The following is a 24,012-nucleotide window of genomic DNA, read 5'->3' on the forward strand; positions in this document are numbered from 1 at the left end:
GCTTCGCCGGTATAGTAGGATACGTAGCAGCGATTATTTGCTAATTTCAGGAAATGGACAGCAATGAAAGACGGATCTGCGTTTACAGCTCGCTGCTGATTGCCTTGATGGTCAATTCCGGCAGGCTGCTAGCGCTGCGGGAACATGGGATTGTGGCGCAGTACTGGCACTTTAACTTTTGGGAATATAGCTTCCAATTGCTGTATAACCTGGCTTTCTGTATCCTTTTGTTTTATATTAACCTCGGTGCCCGCTCCCCTATAGCCCGGTACCGGCAGCAGCACTATATTACCTACTATCTTTACAATGGGCTGTTTATCATGGCCGCCATGCTAACCGGCAATGCCCTGCAATATTTTCTTTTTGCCAATGGTCATTTACCCGGCGTGTTCTGGATGGGATATTTTGCCCGCTTTGGTCTCAGCGCCATTATGATTGGCATTGTGGTCCGGATCATATTACTGCTGCGCGAAAGCCGGCAAAAAGACCGGGAGCATGAACAACTGAAAACCAGCTACCTGGAAGCCCAGCTGGAATTATTGAAAGAACAACTAAACCCACACCTGCTGTTCAATTCCCTTAGCAGCCTTTCCGGTATTGTAAGAGAAGATCCTACCCTGGCCCAGTTCTATATTGGCCACCTGTCCAAGGTATTCCGCCATGCCCTGCTGCGTCCGGGTACCACGCTGGTTACGGTGGCAGATGAATTGCAGCTGCTGCCCTCTTTTGAAGCCTTGTTGAACATGCGCTTTGAAAAGGGCTTCCGGTTGGAGGTGCAGGTAGATGCTCCCTATCTTACCGCCCGCATCCCACATTTATCTTTACAGCCCTTGCTGGAAAATGCAGCCAAACATAACGCCGCCTTACCCGATAGCCCGCTGGTGGTAAAGGTGTATGTGCAGGATGATTGGCTGATAGTGCATAACAACCTGCAAGAAATAGCCGTGCCGGAACATAGTACGGGCATAGGACTGCTAAACCTGAATGAACGTTTCCGTTTGCTGCTGCACCAGGAAATTGAGATCGAAAAAACAACCAACGCCTTTATCGTAAAATTGCCCTTACCATTATGACATCCCTCCGCATTGCCCTTGTTGAAGATGAACCAGTTACTGCCCGCAACCTAGCCCACATGCTACAAAGCCTGGATGAAAACATCCGCATTGTAACGATGCTGCGCAGTGTGAAGGAAGCCACTGCCTGGTTTTCTGAGCAAGAAGATGGGTACGACCTAGCGTTTATGGATATCCGGCTGGCAGATGGCTTGTCTTTCGACATTTTTAAAAAAGTAAGTATCCACAAGCCAGTAATATTTGTGACGGCCTACAACGACTATGCTATTGAAGCCTTTAAAAATAATGGGATCGATTATATCCTGAAACCTTTTGATGAAGCGGAGCTACAACAATCCCTGCAAAAGTATGAATCCCTGGTGAGGCCTACAGCCACTGGGGCCCAGCCAAACCCCGCTAAGCTGGCAGCCTTGCTGGAACAACTGGAATCTAATATTAAGCCATATAAAAGATCTTTCCTGGTACACCACCGCGATAAGCTGGTGCCGGTAGAAACCAATAAAATTGCCTGGTGTTATACCGCCCATGAAATCGTGTACGCCCACACCCAAGACAACCGGCAATACATCATGGAATTTACCATGGAGCAACTAGAACAACAACTAGACCCCAGCCTGTTTTTCCGGGCCAACCGGCAGTTTATCGTAAACCGACAGGTAATTACAGAAGTCGATTTTTATTTTAATGGCCGGTTGTTAGTAAAGGTAAAACCCGAACCAACAGAACCTATCCTCATCAGCAAAGCACGCGTACCCGAATTTAAAAGCTGGATGAACCACTAACGTATTTCACCCCTCCATTTTTCAGCTTCACCCCTTTTCTCCCCGCTAGCATGGCGACTATTAGTCACCTTTGTATTGTCTTACATCAAACAATATTAAAGCGCTAATAGTATGAAACACCTGATCGCTCCATACCGCCTGTATGTGCTTTTGTTCCTCTTACTTTTAATTACAGCAGAAATATGCTGGAGTTGGAAAAAGGATAAGCACGCGTATGAAATACAAGAAACATTCTCCAACCTGGCAGTGCTGGCCGGTTTCCAGTTTTCAAAATATGTATTTGCCGGTTATCAGCTGGCCGTGTTAGGATTTTTTGCGCGGTATTCATTATTTACCCTGCCCCAAAATGCCTGGGTATTTCTGCTGACTTTTTTCGGGGCAGATTTTATTTACTACTGGTTCCACCGGTTTTCGCATAGCTGGAAACCACTCTGGGCTTTTCACCTGATCCATCATTCGGCCATGCACATGAACCTAACGGCTGCTTACCGGCTCAATTGGTTTTCTGCCATTATCAGCCCTTTGTTTTTCATTCCTTTGGCTTTACTGGGTATGCCGCCAGGTTTTATTGTAGTGTCTTATGCGCTCAATCTGGTGTATCAGTTTTTCTTACATACCGAAGCGGTAGGTAAGCTGGGAACACTGGAAAAAATAATAGATACCCCCTCTTCCCACCGCGCCCATCATGGCAGCAATGCCATTTATATCGACAAAAATTTTGGCGGGGTACTCATCATCTGGGACCGGCTGTTTCATACCTACCAGCCGGAAACTGAGCCAGTAGTGTATGGACTCACCACCGGGTTTTTAAGTAATAATCCTTTTAAACTGGTAATGCAGGGATTCATGGATTGGTTTACACCAGTCAAGTCACCCAAAGACCCGGTCACTTCAACCGTCAATTCAGCAGTCTTACCTGCAAAGGGATAACCTTGCCGTTCAAATCTTATCCAACATACTATTCATATTCACCTTTAAAATGTATCCAATGATGAAAAGTATCCTTTTAGTTGTTTTACTGGCATTTACCGGAGCCTTTGCGGCCAGCGCCCAAACCCGTGTGGTAATACGCCCGGTTCCCGTTGCAGTAAGGCCTGCCGTAGTGGTGGCACCCGCCGTACCTGTTGTAGTAGCTACTCCCGTAAGCCCGGTAATTGTACGCCCGGCTGCGGTGGTGGTACGTCCAGCCATTCGCAGGCGGGTTGTAGTGGTGCGCCGCTAGTATATTTCTTTCTATCATTTATTGCTTCATCAAATAAAAAAAACCAAATGAAAACGCCCTATCATTACAAAGCAACATTCGCCATCCTGATTTTCCTGGCCCTTATGACCACCGGCCTTTATTCCTGCAAAAAAGATGACGCTCCTGCCAGCACCACCACAGTTACCGAAGCAGATGCCGTAGAACTGGCCACCGATGCCGTAGTGCCGGCAGATGGCGGTATGGTATTGCAGGTAAATAACTCCGTGATGATCTACCAAACCGCTGCAATAGACTGCGGCGTAGCAAAAGATTCGGCGATTGCAGGCAGCAGCGCCAGTGGAGCTACCCCTTCTTATAGCTATGCGCTGAACTGGAATTACCTGTTAACTTGTTCCGGCGTGGTGCCTTCCCTGCTTACATTCAATTTTAGCGGCGAAAGCAAATACGATGGCGTTCATATGTCATCGAACGATAGCAGCACCGGTAATTTTGTCTTAACCGGCATTACCCCTACCGCTACCGCCTATACGCTGAATACCACTTATACCCGCAATGGTAGTCAAACTTCTAAAATTGCCCGTAACAACAGTTTCAGCAGCAAGATGAGTATCGAGTCTTCCAACATTACCGTAGATAAAACCAGTCTTAAAATTTTGTCGGGAGAGGCTACCATCGCTATCAGCGGCAGCTCCACTTCGGGGAGCAGCTTTAGCTACAGCGGAACACTTACTTTTTTAGGAAACGACAAAGCTACCTTAGTGCTTAATAGCGGTACTTCCTATACCATTGTATGGTGAGCGGCAGCCATACTTTTCACAAAAAAAATCCTTCCATCGTAAAAATGAAACTATGAAATACGAAAAAGGGAAACTTATTATCTTATTTGTGCTCTTTGTACTCCTTTTCAACCTGTGCCTGATAAATTTCTGTAATGCACAAGTCACAGGAGCTGCCTGGCGGGATAAAACACCCGCCCAACGCGCACAGTTCCAAACCGACATGATGCGGACAAAATTGGGCCTTGACGCTAACCAGTTATCGCAGGCACAGGCTATTAACCTGAAATATGCGCTGACGATAGCGCCCATCTTAAAGGAAAACGGCAGTAAGCTGAATAAAATCCAACGGATCAAAAGCTTGCAGGAGCAAAAAGACAAAGAATTAAAACAAGTATTTTCCGCCGCACAATTCCAGCAATATCAGACCGCGGAACAGCAATTCATAAAAAAAATAAGCGATGCCCATCCGTAAATAGGTCATCCGAACGAAAAGGCCGGTAACGGCAAGTATTACTAAAAAAGGGCTGCCTCATTCATCCTGGAATGAGGCAGCCTCTTTTTTGCGGATGAATGGGTAAGATGGCGTGTAGTAAAAAAGGCAGGCCTCCAAGAATAGAAGCCTGCCGTTCAAAAACAGTATGAAAAGAAAAACAAAAACTATTGGTGTTCCAGCGCCGGATCGTCTGCCTGTTTGGTTTCTACAGGTTTGAACTGTTCTTTCAGGAAGTCCGGGTTGGCCAGCCCCAGTGTGGGATTGGTAGAGAAAAAACCAAACGGCATGAGGGAAAATCCCATGTGATGTACTGGCATGATGGGCCACTCTTCCGGCCTTACAATATGGGTAATGCCTGCCACATACCATACTACGATATCGTTGTTGCCAATGTCGCGGTTCTTAGCCGTCCACTCTGGCAAGCCGTCGTATACCTTATTGCTGGCAGGATATTTACCGGCGGGGTATTCCTCTCCTTCATGGTATTGTGTAACCCATACCTGGTGATTCAGAAAGCCCGCCTTTTTGCGCAGTAGGGAAGTTTCCGGTACAAAGGTCTTGGCCTGCAAGCCGGGCATCAGCATGTAACCCACGTCCCCGCCCAGGGCATTATGCTCGTTGTTATTGACGATATGCCAGTTGCGCGCAGTCTGATAGTTCACATCCCGTTGCGCTTCTTTTTCTTTCATAAACATGGAATGCTGCACATAAAAAGCGTTGGCATAGGGGTTCTTAGGGCCGGGTGGCACCAATTTACAGTTCATTTCCATGACGCTGTTATTATTAGCGCCATCAATGTCCATGTCCAGGCGGAATACAAAGAAGTGTTGGTGATTAATGGCCTCTACATGCGGATGTACCAGGGTGCCGAAGCTATGTCCATCGTAGGAATAATCGTTCTTATCGGGATCGTCCTGTTCATTGACGCGGTGTACACCTTTTACCTCTACAATACCTGTCAGTTCTATATCTACATCAATGGTACCATCTTGCTTAAAGCGCCAGGTGAAGGCATAGTCATAATTTTCGATCATCGTATAATACTTGATCGCCAGGTTAGTTGCGCGGCGCGACACGGTATTATGCCGCCATAACACGCCGCCATATTCTTCATACACCGCCACTGCGCGGTCTAGCTGGAAGGGCTGGCCGTTTTCGCGGTGCAGGATGGCAGGCAGGTAGGTGGCGTTTTCCGGGGCGTCTGCACCAGGACTCAGGGAGCGGCATACACCTTGTCCAAGGCGGTATTCGCCAGCATCAAAGAAATTGTAGGAGGCCTGAAACAGGTCGGGGGAGCCGTAAGGCACCACCATTTCCGGCATGGAACCCCGGTACATCACGGAGCGCGCTTTACCCTGGTCGTTATACTTCACATCATAAATCACCAGGCCTTCGCGGTTGTCTACCCCAAAGCGCAGGTGCCAGTTCTGGAAGTTAATCTCATGGCCTTTTATCTCAAAAGAAGGCCCGCCGGGCTGCGTGATCACTACTGGGTGGGGAATACTGTAGGTATCTTTTACCGAGTCCTGGTTCCAGTAGTTCAGGTCTACCGCATCGCTGAAGGCGCCAGGTTCGTCTACAATCTTCAGGATCTTGCCCGTGGTGAAATCGGTATAGGCCATGAGGCCTTCCACATCCACGTTATTATGCTTACGGCGGGCAATGACCAGTTGCTCCCGGTGGCCCACGGGGGCCATGCCCATGTCGCCGGTGAAGATGCTGCGGTGGGTGACGGAATCGATGGAGATGCCGCGTTTGGCCAGGGCTGCCACCCAGCCCTGATCTTTGCGCACAATGGCGGTAGCCACAGAATCGGCTTCCAGGCCCATGCCTATTACGTTGGGAATATTTTTTACGCTGATCACCTGATGGGCGTTCAGGTTTACCACCGCTTCGGTGACGCCGTTTTTGCTATAATCATAAAAACTGGTAAAGGCCTCACGGCGATAGGGTGTGCCGGGCTGCCAGGCCAGTACTTCGGCCTTCGGCGGCTCTTTAAGATTAATGATATTGAAAATGTCTTTGCCAGATATCGTTTTGCTGTCTTTCAATACCTGTACCACCTCCCGCATTTCGGCGGCAGTAAGCGGATCTAACGGGTGGGTTTGTGCATGGGATCTCAGGCTTACCAACAGCATCAACATGGCACACAGGATGGGTGTCTTTCTCATTTTTTATTATTTTAAGAACGTAACTGTGGTAGCAATTAGCTTAAAGACAATAAAAAATGTGATTATAACTAAAGCGATTATCAAAATTTTGCGAAATACCAGGAAATAATACGAATAATAAAAAATTATTATACAAAACCTTCCAGCCTTTTTGACACAAGCGGAGCAACCTAACCTATCGATACCTGCCTGAACTTTATTGATGTGTGGTAAGCCCACTGAAAAAATACCCGGATAGCTTGTTTGCTGTGCTGGGGTTTTAATATGATGCTGGCTTATCTTGTAAGCCATGCTGCGCATATTGGTTCCGTTCTGTTTGTATTTTCACAACCGCCGTGTTGAATAATGTTGCTGGATTTACCCTACAAAAATAAACGATGTACGCTGGCCTAACTATGCACATCCAGGCACTGAACATGTATATTTACTGGAGAATTGTTATAAGCGCAACCCGCGGTGTATATCTTTTTTAAAATCCGTAAAGCTGGCACCCTCCACATGCTTAAAGTTCTTGCTTAAATGGGCAATATCACCGAACCAACGTAGCTGTTGGAGTGAAGAATATGGAAGCCTTTTGCTGGGACTTGACGAGCTGTTCATCTGCCGGGAACACTGTGGCCAGTTTGTGGCCCGTACTTTTATTGATGCACGGATAGACGCTGAAAGGACTGATCCCACTTTTGCCGGTATAGAGCTGAAAACCCTCGCTGGCAATGCCCTGGCCAACCAATTCTTTGCCAGCATAGGCTTCCGGAAAAAATAACGATCAGTTTTACTTATACCTAGCCCAACAAAGGAATGGATGACCAGGAAACACTTATGCCTGTTTTTTTCCAAATGCCCAGGCACCTGCTGCCGTCCAGGCACCTTGTTGATAATGCCACCCACATATCCCCATTGCCTGTACCGTAAATGGCTGAAAATCTTGTTCTAGTTGCCGTTGCAACTGCGTAGCCTTGTACGTGGTAACCCGCTGCTGTATGGTAACATGGGGCCACAAAGGTTGCCTGTCACGGGGTATGAGCCAGGGGGCCAGGCTTTGTTGCAAGTTCTTATGCCACTGCGCCAGCACATTGGATTGCAAGGTGTAGGCCAGCCCCTTTCCCATATTAAACAGGCCGGTTACCTCCAGATCAAATACAGGCATTGCCGCCTGTGCGGCCAGCGTAGCGCGTACCACGGACTGGTTTTCCGGTAAGTAATGAAAAAGGGTGAGGTGGGCGGCCACCCGATTGGCGTAAGCCGGATAATACCGGACCCGTTGCGCGTTAAAAAATGCCTGCGCGGCATCGTCCATTTGCAGGGTAACGATGAGGGATGGCAGCGGGTCCATGGTAATTATTTTTTGCCTTGACCCAGCCAGCGCAGTGCGTTGATGATCATTTTATCCTGCACTTCGCTGGCAAAGGTTTGCGACAGGTCTTTGTTGGTATGATGCTCGTAATCGATATCATTGTGGCCCATGTTTACGTACAGCATGCGATAATGGATGTTCGTCCATACCACGGGATAATACCCGCTGTGCCATATCTCCGATGGTTTGGGTCCGGTGCCCAGGGGAAAGCTGCTGGAATCTATGGAGAGTAGTATTTTAATATCGGGGTTCTGGCGCAGGTCTTTTTCCCAGCGGTACCATTCGTTGGGCGATGCCTTAAAAGTAGTGGGCAAGCCTTTTGTAACGGGATGGTGGGCATCTTCTACCCGCAGGATGGCAGCAGTGGGCCGCCAGGTATTGCTGCCATACTGACCGGCACCCAGGAATACGTTGTGATACCAGTTCCAGTCCTGTGGATAATCGCTGGGGGTGAGTGCAAAGGCGGCAAAGTGAAAGCCCATCCATCCTCCTCCCTGCTCCATCCAGGCCTGGAAAGCAGCGCGTTGGGCAGGATCTTCCGGGCGGGTATCGAGGAACAGCACTACCTGGTAATGAGCCAGGGTGTCTGCATTGAGTTTAGACCAGTCGTTGGTACTGTCGTAAGAGAAATGATACTTGGCAGCCATCTGCGGAAACCAGCGGTTCGCTTCATGTACATAACTAATATGGGCCTTGTCTTCTTTGGCTGTATAAAATGCCAGCACTTTGAAGGAAGGTTTTTGCTGCGCCTTGGTAAGGCTACACAGCAGCAATAACGGCAATATATGTACGAAATATTTTCGCATGGCAATCCTGGTTTTATTATCTAAAACTAAGCGGAATATTTTGATTGTGCAATGCCGGCCTTCATTTTAAAAGGCAGTTGGGCATTGCATTCCAGTCTTTCCGGTAGTATATATCTGCTATGTGCAGGGCGAAAACGTTTTCGTGAAGAATAGATCAGTCCATAAATTCCCATGCGCTCAGGTAAGCGTTATGCTGCTCGGTATAGGTAATGAAGTTAGCATAGAAAGGCAGTTGTGAGAGCGTGCCGCTATCGCCCACCACCACCAGTTTTTTCCTGGCCCGGGTCATGGCCACATTCATGCGGCGTATGTCGCTGAGGAAGCCGATCTTGTTTTCGGTATTGCTGCGGGTCATACTGATGTACACAATATCGCGCTCCTGGCCTTGAAAGCTGTCTATCGTATTCACCGATATTTTACTGCCGTATTTCTGCAAATCTGGTGCATGCTGCAACTGTTCCCGGAGCAACTCCACCTGCTGTTTGTAGGGCGAGATCACCGCGATGCTGGGAAACTGCTCCACCGGATAATGCGTGTCTAATGCGGCGCTCAGGCGGGTCAGGTGTTTAAAGAGAAAGGTCGCTTCTTCGGGATTAGTGGTGCTGGTACCGTCTTGCTTTTCTTCAAAACCACATCCGGCAGTATCGATGAAAGCCAGGGGCGAATCGTCGGTAAATAATACCTGCCCTGCCACCGATGCATGCGCGCGCAGGCGGCTGTCATAAAACGAGGCCGCGGAGTAACCCATGATGGTGGCGTGCATACGGTATTGCTCTTCCAGCATTACCACTGCCTCCGGGTGCAGGGCCACGCATTTTTCCAGCAAGGTAGTGCTAAGCCCCCGCCGTGCGGCCTCCTGCGATTTGATGGTAGGCGGCAATTGCTGGTGGTCGCCGGCCAGCACTACTTTTTTGCCTTTGAGGATGGGTATCCAGCAGGCCGGCTCCAGGGCCTGGCCAGCTTCGTCGATCACGATGGTTTTATAGTGGAGATTGCGCACGGTATAATGGTTGGCCCCTACCAGCGTGGCTGCTATCACCTGTGCTTTGGCGATCACGTCGTCGGCAATATATTGTTCGGTATCGCCTACAGCCTTCATGATATTACGTGCTTCGTTAAAGAGAGCCTTGCGTTGTTCGCGTTCCGACTTGCCAAAGTTGCGCTTGTATTTATGCGCCATATCCCGGAATTCGTTAGCCTGCTTCTTTAGCTTACGGATCTCCTTCATGCTGGCATGTTCTGCCATGCGGGCGTCCAGGGTTAGCGACATCAGGTGTTCGGACACACGGGCGGGATTGCCAACACGCAGTACATTGAGGCCCTCAGCAGCAAGTTTTTCGCTGAGCAGGTCTACCGCCGTATTACTGGGTGCCACTACCAGTATTTGCTGGTGTTCCAGCTTCCACAAGGCTTTGATGGCCTGCACCAGCGTGGTGGTTTTGCCTGTGCCTGGAGGACCGTGTACAATGGCCACTTCATTGGCTGTAACAATTTTTTCCACAGCGGCCTGCTGGGAGGCATTGAGTTGGGGGATTTGATAAGTAACGAGATCATGGTGGAAGGTGGCGGGCCGCTGACCAATGAGTGCCTGCACCAGGTGACCTTCGCTGCCCTTATCCAGGAGGCTTTCTGCCTCTTTCACGGCTTGCTGCATTTCGTCGTAGCTATTATCGTCAAAGAGCAGGTCTATACCTAATTTTCCGTTGTCGGCCCAGTCGGGCAGTTCATCGGTGCGCAGGGTGAGCTTCAGGCGATTGCCGCTCTGCCAGGTGATGGTGCCTTCCAGGCGGTCGTTCTTCGGATCGTGGTTAGAGAACAAGGCCGCCGACACACCGAAGCGCAATTGATGGACAATGTCCTGGTGGGTGGTGCGTTCCACTTCCACCGTGAGGTAATCGCCCCTTCCCATTTCGGAGCCACGGATGGCGATGGGATACCAGGCCAGCCCATTGGCCCGGCGATCGGCAACAGACGAAGTTGCCGTTAATAACTGATAGGATTTTTTATCTTCTTCCCGCTCTAATTTCAGTAGTTCCAGCAGCTTTTTAAAATACTCCATCCCGCAAAGGTAGTCCCTAAAAACATGTTGGAATAAAACAATTTACGGCCATGAAAGGCACCTTTAGGAGATGGCATCGAAATAATCATCCACGGCATCGCATTGAAATCTAACGGGATCCTGCCCTCATTTTTTTTCATACCCGGATTGGCAGGCCCGCTTACATGATCCGACACATTACTTAGCAACCATCCGCCATATTCCACCAGTTTAAAATCTTCCGCATAACCTAAAATAGAGGTGTAGTAATTCCATGCCTATTTCAGGTCAAACACGTGCTGGATAACCATGGCATTAGCGGTGTTCCCATAATTTATATGTTGTTAGATGCTTTGGAAAAGAAGGATCCAGGGAAACGCTATTATTTTATTTTAACAACTACCCCGTACCCACCCTTATTTTTAAAACGGTGGCCCCATTGTTGTGGGACCAATGCTGCAATTTTTTCACTAACAAATCCCTTATGACAAACATTATCTCTACCCTTGAACGGGAAACTAAAAATTGGTGGTTGTTGCTCATCACCGGCATCATTTTCATACTGTCAGGTATCATCACCTTCGTGTATCCGGTGGCCAGTTACCTGGCACTGGCGTATTTTTTCGGCGTAGCCATCCTGCTGGGCGGCATTTTCAAAGCGGCATTTGCAATTAGTAACCGGTCCAGCCTTCATGGCTGGGGATGGACGCTGGTATCAGGCATCCTCGATCTAATAGTAGGAGGCATTTTGTTGAGCAACCCGGCTATATCCCTGGTAGTGCTACCTTTTGTAGTAGGCTTTTATGTATTGTATGCCGGCGGTGTACTTATTAGTCTAGGCATGGATGGCCGCCACCTCCACATCACTGGTGCAGGATGGGTAGTATTTGGGGGCATAATCAGCCTGTTGCTGGGCCTGGGCATTCTTTTCGTACCAGCGGCGGGAGCGGTAGTATTGATCACCGTTACGGGACTTTCATTCATAGCCCAGGGCATTACCTACAGCTATGTGGCATTGAAGCTGGAGCAGGCGCGGCAAAGACTGCATCATGTGCCCGGTATCTCCCACTAAAGGTATCGTTATGCACAGGCTATGGGGATAAATAGTAGCCTGGGAAAACGATGCTGTAGCGTGCTGCTTTCCCTGCCAGCAAATGCCTGGTTACTAATACCTTCCGGGGCTGCGTTCGCCGGGATTTCCCCTCGGAAACCCGGCTGCAACCCGCGCCAAAAGCGGATTTTATTGGGAGAGATGATCCTAATCCGTTGAAATTCGTATATTTAGAGCATCGCTAATCAATTAGATCTTATCATATGGCAAAAAGTACTAAAGAATCTGCTGCCTCCAAGGTAGTAAAAAAGGAAGCTGCTCCTAAGAAAGCCGCTGCCAAAACAGCGGCTCCTAAAAAAGCAGCTGCTCCTAAGAAAGCGGCCAACAGCGCTTTCATGGCACCCCTTACACCCAGCGACACCCTCGCTGCCGTAATCGGTTCCACCCCCGTTCCCCGCACCGAGGTAACCAAAAAAATCTGGGACTACATCAAAGCGCACAACCTGCAGGATCCGGCCAATAAACGTATGATCAATGCCGACGCCAAACTTAAACCGTTGTTCGACGGCAAAGACCAGGTGTCCATGTTCGACCTCACCAAACTGGTAAGCAAACACGTAAAATAACCGTAATAGCGACGTTGCTGGCAACCGGTCTTCCCGTAAGACTGGTTGCTTTTTTTTGTGCCTATTGTATCCATTTTAGCGATAGAGCGCATACATTCCGCACCCATAAAATGCAGCGCTGCTGCCGGTTTGCAGCCACCCTTCTTAATTTTCCACCTGGCCCACAAGCCCTTGGTTGCCGCCAACAAGTTCCCATCATCCGTAGCGATAGCAATACGTTCACAGAGGTTACAACCCGGCATGGCACCAGGATCTGACAAAAAATATAACATGAACTTCCCGATTAACTACGCCCTACCGCACCACCGGCTTTCCCATTTTTCACTCATATGCTGCTCTTTATGCAAAAAGTTATCAAACAGGTGGGCCGAAAATACCTGACCATCGCACTGCTGGCCGGCATTGCACAGTTTTTTTTGTTCAAAAAGTTATATCCATTTCCGGATTTCATTTCAGACTCCTACAGTTACATTGCCACTAACCTGTATCATATGCAGGTGAACCTGTGGCCTGTAGGATACTCCCTATTCCTGAATCTTATCCATCACATCACCCCCTCCCATTACTTCCTGGTGTTTTGCCAGTTCCTGATCCTGCAAGGGGCCTTCCTATATTTTTTCTACACAGTGTTGTATTTGTATGCACTGCATAGGACGAATAAGATACTGCTATTCCTCTTTTTGTTCTTCAACCCCGCCTTTTTTTATCTTTCCAATTGCGTACTAAGCGACGCTATTTTCTGCGCCCTCAGTATCGTTTTATTTTCGCAATACCTTTGGATGTATCATAAGCCTACACGGAGAAATCTTATTATACAAGCAGTAATTATTGGGCTAGCATTTACCATCCGTTACACGGCCATTTATTATCCCATCGTAAGCATAGGTGCAATGCTCCTCTCCGGCTACCGGCTGCCACTAAAGCTTATTGGGATGGCGCTTCCCTGGTTTTTCATTTTACCATTTATCAAATACACGGAGCAAAAAACAAAGGAACTGACCGGCACGGCGGAGTTCTCCGTGTTCGGGGGATGGCAACTCGCCAATAATGCCTTGTACATGTACGGTCACATTGTGGTAGACAGTGCCCGCCTGCCCGCCAATCTGCGCGACCTGGATAAAGCTGCCAAAGAATATTTTAGCAGCACCCCGCCCACCGAAGACGACCTGACGGCAATACAGGGCACCTATTTCATTAAAAAGCGGGATGCTATTTTAAAGCCTTACATGCAGTCGCATAGCCAATTTACCGGCAGTGCTGTAAGCCAATTCCAGGCATGGGGAGCGGTTTCGCCCACGTACAATCAATATGGGCGTTACCTTATCACCCACTACCCGGTAGAATTTGCCCGGTACTACCTTTGGCTGAATACAAAAAATTATTTCGTGCCTTACCTGGAAAAATACAGTAACTATAACTTAGGCCAGCCCACCATGGCCGATATTGCAGCCGAATGGTTTGCGCTGGACAGCCCCAACGTGTGCAAAGTGCCACATACTGCTTCGCAGGTATGGGTGTTTATTTTTTACCCCATCGTTTTCATGATCCTCAATATTTATTTTACCATTTGCCTGGTGGATGTATTGATCTCCGGGAGACTTAAACAGTGGCGGAGTTTTAGCATAACCACCCTATTGCTGGCAGCATTTTTCCTGCTGGTGAATTTTGGCTTCAGCGTGTTTGCCACACCGGTGGTGATGCGGTATCAGTTAGTCCCCATGACTATTTTATTCTTCTTTTCATTGTACATGACCCAGTTTATTTCCAACAAGCCAATAAGTGCATCTTCCCAACCTGCTATGAGGCCGGTACATCCCCCCCTTCAACAGTAAAAATAGCGCTCCCATTTTTTTGCCAGTTAACTACCATGGGGCGGTAACTCGGGATATCATTTTTAGCGGTCTGTTCATTTCCCCCTGCCTGGTTTTCCGGGCGGGAACGATCAAAATCATAGGCTCCGCTCCCAAATACATAACCCTTTTATCATCTCTAACAGCCTGCTTTAATTCTACTGCGCCGTTACTATCACTGAACCTGCATTTTAACTAAAACGGATACGCGAAAACGCGCGCCTGCGCCCGTATTGCATACGCCTCCCGCTAACTTAGAATTAGCACAACACCATGTTTAATGACCGTTGTGACACCCAACAATTTTATACGATTTGTGTACCCAAAACTAATTCCATGATCAACGGACAAAGAGTTTTAGTAGTGCTGCCTGCTTACAATGCCGCCAAGACACTTCACCTTACCTACAAAGAAATAGACCGTAACCTGGTAGACGATGTGATCCTGGTAGATGATGCCAGCAAAGACAACACGGTGGCAGTAGCCAAAGACCTGGGCATTGCCCATATTATCTGCCATGAAAAAAACAAGGGTTACGGTGGCAACCAAAAATCCTGTTACCAAAAAGCCATTGAGCTGGGAGCAGATATCATCATCATGCTGCACCCCGATTACCAGTACACCCCGGCACTGGTAGGGCCTATGGCATCGGTTATTGCACACAACGTGTATCCGGTAGTGTTAGGCTCCCGCATTCTGGGCATGGGGGCACTGAAAGGAGGTATGCCGCTGTACAAGTATTTGTTTAACCGCCTGCTTACCATAACGCAAAACACGCTCATGCGGCAGAAACTTTCCGAATACCATACGGGTTATCGTGCTTTTCACCGCGACGTGCTGCTGTCTATCCCCTACAGCCAGAACTCCGACGATTTTGTGTTCGACAATGAACTCCTGGCTCAGGTATTTTTTAAAGGGTATGAAGTGGCGGAGATAACCTGCCCCACTAAGTATTTTAAAGAAGCGTCTTCCATTAATTTCCGCCGGAGCATGCAGTACGGGCTGGGTGTGCTAAGTGTGAGCTGGAAATATTTTCTGCACAATACCGGCCTCAAAACATCTAAATTATTTGCCGGCATACAGCGGGAACGCAAACCGCTGTGGAATACACGGCCACAACTGGAATTAAAGGGCGACCGCCTTTCTGTGGAAAACGATACGGCAACCCGTAATATTTATTCTTAACGGCGTTCTATTTAATGTCTCCCGCGCTTGTTGCTGAAAGTATTCCAGTGTTTCCTTCCCCTTTATATTAAGGTGGATATAAGTCATATTTCAAATGATGAATGGGCCTTTACTTAAAGAGTATGGGCCCATTCTTTTGGTGGGCAGCCCTCAATACTACCCCTTACACTCATTAAATTTCAGCCGGAAGGTTTTGGGGGTGCAGCCCTTGCGCCGTTTGAACAGTTTATTAAAGTTGGCCATATTATTAAAGCCACATTGATAGGCAATTTCAGCAATCGTTTGCTGCGACGACACCAGCAACCGGGCCACGTGTCCCAATCGTATTTCGGTGAGTTTTTCCGTAAAGGTGTACCCCGTATTGGCCTTCATAAACCGGCTAAAGGAGGCTTCCGACATATGCGCAATCCGCGCAATGCCCGGCAATGTAATGGCAGAACCATAATGCCGGTTCATATAATCGAAGGCCAGTTCCAGCCGACGGCTATCATACTGCACCGTTTCTTTACTGAAAGAAGGTTCTGATAACAGTACATTACCCTTGGCTACTGATAGCGTATGTAGCAGCGACAAAAATTGAAGCAAAGATTCGAAACCCCTCATCCCCACCAGGGAGCGCATGCGTTCCTGCACCTGGGCCACCACCGGTGCTGCGAAGAGAATGCCCCGTTTGGCATCTTCAAACAGGCGGCGGATAGCCAGCAATTGGTCAGTACCCAGCAAGTGGGCAGAGAAAAGCTCCTTATGAAACAGCAGGGTTATTTCCTCCACTTCCGGCAGGGCGTATTCGGAGGCATCAGGGTAAGAAAGCGCCACCGGTGCGGTAATTGGCAGGCCGGCAATGCGTTGCCCCCCTTTCAAACCGGCCGGGTGGTGGCCACCCCGGATGGCAGAAGGCTGTATGGTGGCGGCAGACAGGTCAAATGCATCCGGGTTGCCCGCACGCATGCCCCCAGCCGCCCGCAACCCGGGTGGGTTATCGGAAAACCAACCATGAGGCAGGCCAGGTCCTACCAGTACCAGCTCGGCTGCACCTACCGTACCCAAGTGGTCGCCCACTATACGCTGCAAACCATTTCCTCCCAGCAACAGGGTAAGCTCCATTTCTTCATGGGTATGTAAGGGAAAAGTAAAGGCCTGCTTTTTCCGGGCTACTATTGAAAAGCATTCATTCGGTGTTAGTGACGTTACTTCCCGCATCACTTTTTTAAACTGATAACAGTCGTTCAACATGGAATTAAGTTTTAAAAACGTGGCAACTCGATGACTACAGCTAACCCGGCTATTTTTTACTGATAACGTGTAACCGGGGATGGCCCCAAACTTAAAAACAACAGCCATTTCCGGCTTGTGCTACAGTGCCGGATTCTTGAAATATAGTCCAGCCATGAAAGCAGACTTCATAGAAATTTAATATACAGTAATTTATATATACAAATATTAACAAATATTAATAAACAAACCTTAAACCGGTTCCTGCTTAGGGATATTTAATACTTTTGATACTTAATACTAATATCCACGTACTGTATAAAAAGTATGTTCATTTTCACCAGTTGCCGAACATTTCGTCCTCTAATAATAGTAATTGGGCTGCTCCTTTCCATCGGTACCCGGGCGCAGCAGCCCCATTATAATTTTTACAACCATAGTACCGACAACGGGCTTCTCACCAATGACTACCAGAAAATTTACTACGATTCTTATGGTTATATCTGGCTGGCCTCTTTCGATGGGTTATTTCGCTGGGATGGTTATACACTTAAAAAATATGTACACCAGGAAAAAGATACCCTTAGCCTGAACAACAATATTGTGTATTCCATTTTCGAGGATAGCCAACGCCGGCTATGGGTAGGTACGATTGATGGCCTGAACCTCTACGATGCGGCACATGATAACTTCCGGCGTATGCCCCTGAACGGGCGCAAGGATAAAACCCCGGTGAATGCCATCCTGGAAGACGACGCCCACCAGCTATGGCTAGGCACTTCCAATGGTATTTGCCGCTACGATGCCCTGGGCCGGCACAGCGAATGGTTTCGTGTAAAAGGCGATGACGACAATATTATTTTCTGCCTGGCCCTCGACCAGCACCACACTTTGTGGGCGGGTACCTATAATAAAGGGGTGATCCAGTTTAATACCGACACCCACACTTTCCGCCTTTTCCGGAACGTACCCGGCCAGCCATCTCCCCTGGCCAGCAATAAAATACAAAGTATCCTAGTAGACGATGAACAGCGCATCTGGATTGGTACCGAAGACCGGGGTGTTAATATATGGGACAATAGCGGCCGCCCTCTTGCCGCTTTCGACAACCTGTCGCATAGCAACCAGTTCACCCATTCCAATACCCGCTGCTTATACCAGGATTCCCACGGAACTATTTGGATAGGACTTGGCCGCGAGGTGGTATGCGCGGTTAAAAAAGGTAGCCTGCAACCGGTGGCCATTACCACCCGCTCCCAAAATAATGGCCAGGAAAGACTGAATTCCATTACCTCCATTGCAGAAGACACCTTTGGCAATATCTGGTTTGCCTCTTCGGGTTATGGCCTGTTCACCACCAATAGCCGGAAAAACGTTTTTAATAACCTACTTACCAGCACTGCCGCCCTGCCAGGTCTGAACACCACGGTGGTAGCAGCCCTGTATGAAGACGCCCAACGCCGGCTATGGGTAGGCACTGCAGGCAGCGGTGTATTAATGCTTGATCCTGCCCGGCCAGATAATTTTAATACCACCCCCCTTTCCGGTACCCTGGCCGTAAATGATGTAAAAGGTGATACTGATGGGCTTATTTGGGTGGCCTGCTGGACCAGCGGCCTGAAAAGTTACGATCCCGCCACCGGTCGTCAATTTACTTATGTGCACGATCCTCAAGATCCCAATTCCCTGATCAATAACGACGTTAAAACAATATTGCCCGACGATAGTATTGTGTGGATTGGCACCCAGGGCGATGGGATTTCTGTATTCCATAAAAAAACGAAACAGTTTATCCACTATAAAAACAACCACACCTACCCCTTCAATATGCAGGCGCCGGGTTGGGTGAATCACTTGTTTAAAGACAGGCAACACCGGCTCTGGATCAGCAGTTACAGCGGTTTATTTCTCTATGATGGTAAAGCGATGTACGCCTACGAACATAATGAAAAGGCCAATAGTATCAACAGTAATTCGGTGAATATGGTGGCCGAAGATAACCAGGGCCGTATTTGGGTGATCACCGAGCAAGGGCTAGACCGTTTCGACGCAGCCACCCAAACATTCGTTCATCTCAACAAACAATTGTCGCTGCCAGAGTCCATGAAGTCTATCGTATGCGACGCCACTGGCAACCTGTGGATAGGCACGAATGAAGGACTCATTAAACTGAATCCCGCCACGTTGAAAGTAAGTCATTACGATAAAAACGACGGCCTTTTCGAACGCACCTTCTTTCAAAAATCTGTATGGCGGGGCCACGATGGCACCTTGTATTTTGGGGGCCCTAAAGGCCTGAGTGCATTTAATCCTGCGCGGATGGTTCCGGAGCAAACGCCCTCCTACTTCTACTTCACCGACCTTACCATCTTTGGCGACGTGCAGCAGCCCGGTCAGCCGGGATCGGCCTTACACCGAATCCTGAACCTTACCGATACGGTGACACTTACGCAAAAGCAATCCTTTTTTTCCATAGGATTTGCCGCGATCAACTTATATGCCCCGCATAAAATAAAATACAGTTACCGGCTCGAAGGCTATTACGACGACTGGATAGAAGTAGTGGACGAACGTAAGATATCCTTTGCCCACCTGCAACCCGGCATCTATCATTTGCAGGTGCGTTACACCGATATTTATGGCGAATGGCAACCACCCCATAAATCGCTGGTTATTGAAATATTACCTTACTGGTGGCAAACGTGGTGGTTCCGCATTGCCCTCTTAGGGCTGCTCATTGCCGCCATTGCCTGCATATTCTATTGGCGGGTGTCGGCTGTAAAAAAACGTAACCGCCTGCTTACAGAGGAAGTAAGACGGCAAACCGCCCGCCTGCGGGAAACCAATACATCGCTCATGGAGCAGCACGATAATGTAAGGTTGCAGAAAGAAAAACTGGAATCGTCGTATACGGAAATTGTGCGGCAAACAGATAAGATCTTAGTTCAGCAGCAACAGATTTCCAGTCAGAATAATGCGCTGGAGCAGGCTGTAGCCCAGTTGGAAAAACTGAATGCCTCCAAAGATTATTTTTTCTCTGTACTTGCACACGACCTCAAAAATCCGGTGGCCTCACTTAAAGAATTATCCGGGTATCTGCAGGATCATATGGGTAAAATAGACCTGCGCACCCTGCAACAATACATCGCCAATATGCACACCTCCTCTTCGATGGTGTTTGAACTATTGGTAAATCTATTAAGCTGGTCTATGTCGCAGTCGCGCAACATACAACTGGCACCCGTAGATACCAACTTGGCCGCCATTATTCATTCCAACCTGCAATTGCTGCAACCCCAGTTGCGCAACAAACATATTACCGTACAAATGCAGGTAGCAGACCAGCTATGGATACACGCAGACCAGCAGATGATGGATGTAGCTATCCGCAATATTTTGTCGAACAGTGTGAAATTTACGGATTACAACGGTGAAATACGTATATCCGCCACCGTTAGTAATGACGAGGTAGCGCTCATCATTGCCGACAATGGCATTGGCATGACGGCAGCGCAAGTGGACGCCTTATTCCATATTGACAAAACCGAAGTAAATACTGGCACCGCCGGCGAAAAGGGTACGGGGCTGGGACTGCTCATTGTACACGATTTCCTGCAAGCCAACCATGCCGGTATACAAGTGCAAAGTGAACCAGGAAAAGGAACTGCCTTTACCCTTACGCTACCCGCTGCGGCAGCACCACCTGCTTTACCACCTGTACCGGCCACCCCTGCAGAAAAAGAAATAACCGGCCAGTTCTGGCAATCACTGCCCACGGATAAATTCCTGAAAATAAAAGGTAAAAAAATACTGATCGTAGAAGACAGTAAAGAAACCCGCGACTATATGCGGCTGCTACTCTCCGACGTATTCGAAATATTTGAAGCGGCCAACGGGCAGGAGGGTTTCGACACCGCACGCGAAGCCATGCCTTCCCTCATCATCACCGACCTGCTCATGCCTGGCATGAACGGCCTGCAATTTTGCCGCGAGATAAAGTCGCATACCGCGACCAGCCACATTCCTGTGGTAATCCTCACCAGCCAGTGGCAAGAAAACATGCAGGCCAGCGGCTATGAAGCCGGCGCAGAAGCCTATCTTACCAAACCAGTAAAACCGGAAGTACTCATGCAGGTGTTACTTAACTTCCTGCAAAAACAAGACACCATTTACCAGCGCGTGCGCGAGCAAATTTTTAATGATACTCCACTGCCGCAGGATAGCAGCATGCTGACGGATGTAGACCAGCAATTTTTACAAGACCTGATTAAATTCATTGAAGAAAATATGGCCAACCAGGAGCTGGATGCAAAACTGATCAGCAAGGCCCTGTGTGTAAGCCGTACTGTACTTTACCACAAAGTGAAATCGCTCACTGAACAAACTGTACATGAATTCATAAAAGCCATCCGCCTGCGTAAAAGTGTTCACCTGCTATTGGAAGGGAACCTGAATATTAACCAGGTAGCGTTTGAGGTAGGCTTTAATAGTCACTCTTATTTCGATAAGTGTTTTATTAAACAATATGGCACCGGTCCACGCGAATACATTGCCCGTAAAAAAGCCGGTCACTGACTGCCGGCAAAACATCATGATTGAGCAACAAAGCATCCAAATGACGGGGCATGCTTTGCTATTTTTGTTGGTACATTTCCTGTATTCGTACCAATTGCTTATTCATGAAACAAAACCTTTCCTTGCTCCTGCTGCTGGCATTGGCCCTTCCACTACATGCCACGGTAATTATCAACAAGGCACAACCGCTCACCCCTGTTATCACCCAATATCAAAAGGCGGAATGGAACATTACCCTTACCGCTACCTATAACAATCCTTACGACCAGCGGCAAGTAAGCCTGGACATGTTATTGAAAAGCCCTTCCGGCAAGCCTTTACTGCTGCCATGCTATTACGACGCCGTGCAACAAACCTGGAAGGCACGCTTTACACCGCAGGAATCCGGCACCTACCAATATCATTTTCATTTGCAGGCCGGGCAGGAAGACACCAGCAACGCCGACCAGCGTTTTACCGCGCAGGCCAGTAATAGCCAGGGGTTTCTGCATAAGCACGACCTGTGGACATTTCAATACGATAACGGCGATTTGTTTCGCGGCATAGGCGAAAACATAGCCTGGGAGTCGCGAGATTTTGAAGCTGATAAATGGACCTACCAGTACCTGCTGCCTAAACTGGCGCAAAATGGTGGTAACTTTTTCCGTACGTGGATGTGCTATTGGAATCTTCCACTGGAATGGAAAAAGGTACATAACACAAAGCGCTATAGCAATAGTGATGCGTACTTTAACCCCGGCGCCATTACCCGTATGGACTCCCTGGTTGCCCAATGCGATTCACTGCATCTACACTTCATGCTTACCCTCGACTGGCATGGACACTTTATGCAAAACGGCGGCTGGAAAAACAGTAATTACAATGTAGCAAACGGCGGCCCTTGTACAACACCCACCGATTTTTTCACCCTGCCTGCCGCACAGGAAATGTATAAAAACCGGCTGCGTTATATTGTGGCACGCTGGGGCTATAGCAGCAGCATTGCAGTATGGGAATTTTTTAACGAGGTAGATAATGCGGCCTTTACCCAGCAAGACAGCATACTCATACCCCTGCCCGCCATTGCACAATGGCACCTGGAAATGAGCCGTTATCTTAAAGGCCTTGACCCCTACCAACACCTGGTTAGTACCAGCATATCGCACCGCGATATTATCGGTATGAACTCCATCCCTTACATCGACTTCAACCAAAAACATATTTATAAATACACAGAAAAAATACCCGGCATTTACCCCGACTATATTCAAACCTTCGGCAAACCCTATGTGGTAGGCGAGTTTGGCTACCGCTGGGAAGATCAAGACCCTAAGTATGCAGTGGAAGCAGATTACGATTACAAACGGGGTTTGTGGTATGGCTTATTTAGTGCTACGCCCTTGCTACCCATGTCGTGGTGGTGGGAGTTGTTTGATGACCAGCACATGATGCCTTACCTGCAAAGTGTACGCACCATCAGTAACCATATGCTGAACGCTGGCAAGGGTGCTTTTACCCCTATACCGGTAAAGGCCGGACTGCTGGAGGCTTACGCCCTGCAATGTGGCCAAACGTACTACGTGTATTTGCTCAACAATACCGACACCACACAGTCACCATCCTTGCAACTGACTGTACCAGCGGGTTACAAACTACAGCAGTTTACCCCTTCGGCCAATGCCTTTACCACCCAGGCTTATACGGGCACGGCCAAAGGAATGGCTATTCGTGGGTTTGCTTTGCCTGCTAAAACAGAAACGGTATTAGTTTTTTCGAAGTGATCATCCGAGTAAAATCTATGTTTGGGCCCCCCGCTTGTATGTCTATTTGAAGCCCTCTGTGTAGTATTAACCTGTTCTTTTTTTATTCCACACATAAAACTTCAGTTATGAAACAAATGACCCTTGTGGCCACTATGGCCCTTCTATTGCTGGCAGGTACAAGCTGTACCAAATCGATCAAAACCGATTCTGCCGATCCCAATGCTACCGTTCCCCGTGCGGCCGTGCCGCAAAGCGCCTTTAATTTGTGGGGCACCTGTAATGGCACTCCCTATAATATTTCGGGCAGCAACGGCATTTGCATACCCGTTGGCAATTGCAGCACCGATTTCGACGCGGCACAACAAAGCACTGGTCAAAATGCTACCGGCATGCAATTTTATGGCTGTTTTAAAGGTGGCACCAGCGCCAATAGCAGTGCCAGCGAACAGGCTGTATTTGTGTGCGACAATGTATCGGAATGGAATGGCAATGAAATGGGTTTTGTAAAAACCCTGAACGACAATGTACTCAAAGCCTACCTGCAAGGAGGCGGACAGTACATTTATGAAACTATTTCCAGCGGCGACAATGGCTATCACACTTTTAAATGCCAGGCCCGGAGCAGCAACCACCACCAGGTAGACTTTTACGTAGACGGAACGTATAAACTTACGCTTACGAACAACAGTGGAACTTATTACAACAACTGGTTTTACTTTGTAGGTACTAACCATTGGTATGGTGGTAGTAACAATAGTGGTCAGCAGATTGAAATGTATAGCATGACTACTTACTAAGCGTTCGCAGGGTAATATTTACAAAGGGTGTATCGTTCATGGCGATACACCCTTTGTTATTTATTTAAAGAGTCATTTAGCCGTTTTTTCTAAGGCAGTAACGTCTTCGCATAGCATCTGCCACCCTAACTTCTTCCGCCGTGCAGGCTTATTTTTAATATACAAAAGGATGGTATTCGATCGAGTAGGAAGGTAGGGATTAATTCCCTACCTGTCCTCTCACACCACCGTACGTACCGTTCGGTATACGGCGGTTCCTTAATTTAGTTCCGAG

At 48.2% G+C, this 24,012-nt stretch carries 19 protein-coding genes; 14 read left to right on the plus strand and 5 right to left on the minus strand.

The features are described 5' to 3' along the window. Positions 1-53 precede the first annotated feature (53 nt). The 6 genes from GA0116948_RS14565 to GA0116948_RS14590 all read left to right on the plus strand — a co-directional run bounded on the left by GA0116948_RS14565 (position 54) and on the right by GA0116948_RS14590 (position 4,310). Positions 54-1,073: a sensor histidine kinase gene (locus GA0116948_RS14565; protein ID WP_089713526.1), complete on the plus strand. Its 1,020-nt coding sequence runs from the start codon at positions 54-56 to the stop codon at positions 1,071-1,073. Beyond that, positions 1,070-1,855 carry a LytR/AlgR family response regulator transcription factor gene (locus GA0116948_RS14570; protein ID WP_089713528.1) on the plus strand — a complete coding sequence of 262 codons (786 nt, stop codon included), beginning with the start codon at positions 1,070-1,072 and terminating at the stop codon, positions 1,853-1,855. Before GA0116948_RS14565 ends, GA0116948_RS14570 begins: the two co-directional genes overlap by 4 nt. 111 nt (positions 1,856-1,966) lie before the next feature. Beyond that, complete coding sequence (locus tag GA0116948_RS14575) at positions 1,967-2,785, plus strand: sterol desaturase family protein (protein WP_089713530.1); 819 nt, start codon at positions 1,967-1,969, stop codon at positions 2,783-2,785. Positions 2,786-2,843: 58 nt separating this feature from the next. Then, on the plus strand, positions 2,844-3,077 hold the full coding sequence (locus GA0116948_RS14580) for a hypothetical protein (protein ID WP_108675053.1): 234 nt from the start codon (positions 2,844-2,846) through the stop codon (positions 3,075-3,077). A gap of 47 nt (positions 3,078-3,124) precedes the next feature. Continuing rightward, positions 3,125-3,856, plus strand: coding sequence for a hypothetical protein (locus GA0116948_RS14585; protein ID WP_089713534.1), 732 nt, complete (start codon positions 3,125-3,127; stop codon positions 3,854-3,856). A gap of 52 nt (positions 3,857-3,908) precedes the next feature. Beyond that, complete coding sequence (locus GA0116948_RS14590) at positions 3,909-4,310, plus strand: hypothetical protein (protein WP_089713535.1); 402 nt, start codon at positions 3,909-3,911, stop codon at positions 4,308-4,310. 185 nt (positions 4,311-4,495) lie between these two features. Here GA0116948_RS14590 and GA0116948_RS14595 read toward each other — a convergent pair whose 3' ends face one another. Then, entirely contained in the window at positions 4,496-6,502 is a 2,007-nt protein-coding gene (locus tag GA0116948_RS14595; protein ID WP_089713537.1) for a primary-amine oxidase, read from the minus strand. A gap of 574 nt (positions 6,503-7,076) precedes the next feature. Between GA0116948_RS14595 and GA0116948_RS14605 the strand changes: the two genes are divergently transcribed. After that, positions 7,077-7,265: a hypothetical protein gene (locus GA0116948_RS14605; RefSeq protein ID WP_089713541.1), complete on the plus strand. Its 189-nt coding sequence runs from the start codon at positions 7,077-7,079 to the stop codon at positions 7,263-7,265. 54 nt (positions 7,266-7,319) lie between these two features. Here GA0116948_RS14605 and GA0116948_RS14610 read toward each other — a convergent pair whose 3' ends face one another. From GA0116948_RS14610 to GA0116948_RS14620, 3 genes are all read right to left on the minus strand, one after another. Further along, positions 7,320-7,835 (minus strand): 2'-5' RNA ligase family protein, encoded by a 516-nt coding sequence (locus tag GA0116948_RS14610; RefSeq protein WP_089713542.1) that lies wholly within the window; start codon positions 7,833-7,835, stop codon positions 7,320-7,322. 5 nt (positions 7,836-7,840) lie between these two features. Further along, positions 7,841-8,662: a ThuA domain-containing protein gene (locus tag GA0116948_RS14615; RefSeq protein WP_089713544.1), complete on the minus strand. Its 822-nt coding sequence runs from the start codon at positions 8,660-8,662 to the stop codon at positions 7,841-7,843. Positions 8,663-8,816: 154 nt separating this feature from the next. Next, positions 8,817-10,721, minus strand: coding sequence for an AAA domain-containing protein (locus GA0116948_RS14620; RefSeq protein ID WP_089713545.1), 1,905 nt, complete (start codon positions 10,719-10,721; stop codon positions 8,817-8,819). A 463-nt stretch (positions 10,722-11,184) separates the two neighbouring features. Here GA0116948_RS14620 and GA0116948_RS14625 point away from each other — a divergent pair, with 463 nt between their 5' ends. The 4 genes from GA0116948_RS14625 to GA0116948_RS14640 all read left to right on the plus strand — a co-directional run bounded on the left by GA0116948_RS14625 (position 11,185) and on the right by GA0116948_RS14640 (position 15,412). Next, positions 11,185-11,772, plus strand: coding sequence for an HdeD family acid-resistance protein (locus GA0116948_RS14625; protein WP_089713547.1), 588 nt, complete (start codon positions 11,185-11,187; stop codon positions 11,770-11,772). Between the two features lie 242 nt (positions 11,773-12,014). Continuing rightward, entirely contained in the window at positions 12,015-12,377 is a 363-nt protein-coding gene (locus GA0116948_RS14630) for an SWIB/MDM2 domain-containing protein (RefSeq protein WP_089713549.1), read from the plus strand. A 341-nt stretch (positions 12,378-12,718) separates the two neighbouring features. Beyond that, a complete protein-coding gene (locus GA0116948_RS14635; protein ID WP_123891817.1) occupies positions 12,719-14,209 on the plus strand; it encodes a hypothetical protein in 1,491 nt (496 codons plus the stop codon). A 354-nt stretch (positions 14,210-14,563) separates the two neighbouring features. Next, positions 14,564-15,412 (plus strand): glycosyltransferase family 2 protein, encoded by an 849-nt coding sequence (locus tag GA0116948_RS14640; RefSeq protein WP_089713553.1) that lies wholly within the window; start codon positions 14,564-14,566, stop codon positions 15,410-15,412. A gap of 156 nt (positions 15,413-15,568) precedes the next feature. Here the strand turns inward: GA0116948_RS14640 and GA0116948_RS14645 are convergent, their stop codons facing one another. Beyond that, on the minus strand, positions 15,569-16,645 hold the full coding sequence (locus GA0116948_RS14645) for an AraC family transcriptional regulator (RefSeq protein ID WP_240619216.1): 1,077 nt from the start codon (positions 16,643-16,645) through the stop codon (positions 15,569-15,571). Positions 16,646-16,951: 306 nt separating this feature from the next. Here GA0116948_RS14645 and GA0116948_RS14650 point away from each other — a divergent pair, with 306 nt between their 5' ends. The 3 genes from GA0116948_RS14650 (at position 16,952) to GA0116948_RS14660 (ending at position 23,738) form a co-directional block, all read left to right on the plus strand. Then, complete coding sequence (locus GA0116948_RS14650; RefSeq protein ID WP_089713555.1) at positions 16,952-21,199, plus strand: hybrid sensor histidine kinase/response regulator transcription factor; 4,248 nt, start codon at positions 16,952-16,954, stop codon at positions 21,197-21,199. 104 nt (positions 21,200-21,303) lie between these two features. Beyond that, positions 21,304-22,959, plus strand: coding sequence for a DUF5060 domain-containing protein (locus tag GA0116948_RS14655; protein ID WP_165798486.1), 1,656 nt, complete (start codon positions 21,304-21,306; stop codon positions 22,957-22,959). A 107-nt stretch (positions 22,960-23,066) separates the two neighbouring features. Further along, positions 23,067-23,738, plus strand: coding sequence for a hypothetical protein (locus tag GA0116948_RS14660; RefSeq protein ID WP_089713558.1), 672 nt, complete (start codon positions 23,067-23,069; stop codon positions 23,736-23,738). Positions 23,739-24,012: the final 274 nt, after the last annotated feature.

The sequence above is a fragment of the Chitinophaga costaii genome (assembly GCF_900094705.1).
Classification (GTDB): Bacteria; Bacteroidota; Bacteroidia; order Chitinophagales; family Chitinophagaceae; genus Chitinophaga; species Chitinophaga costaii.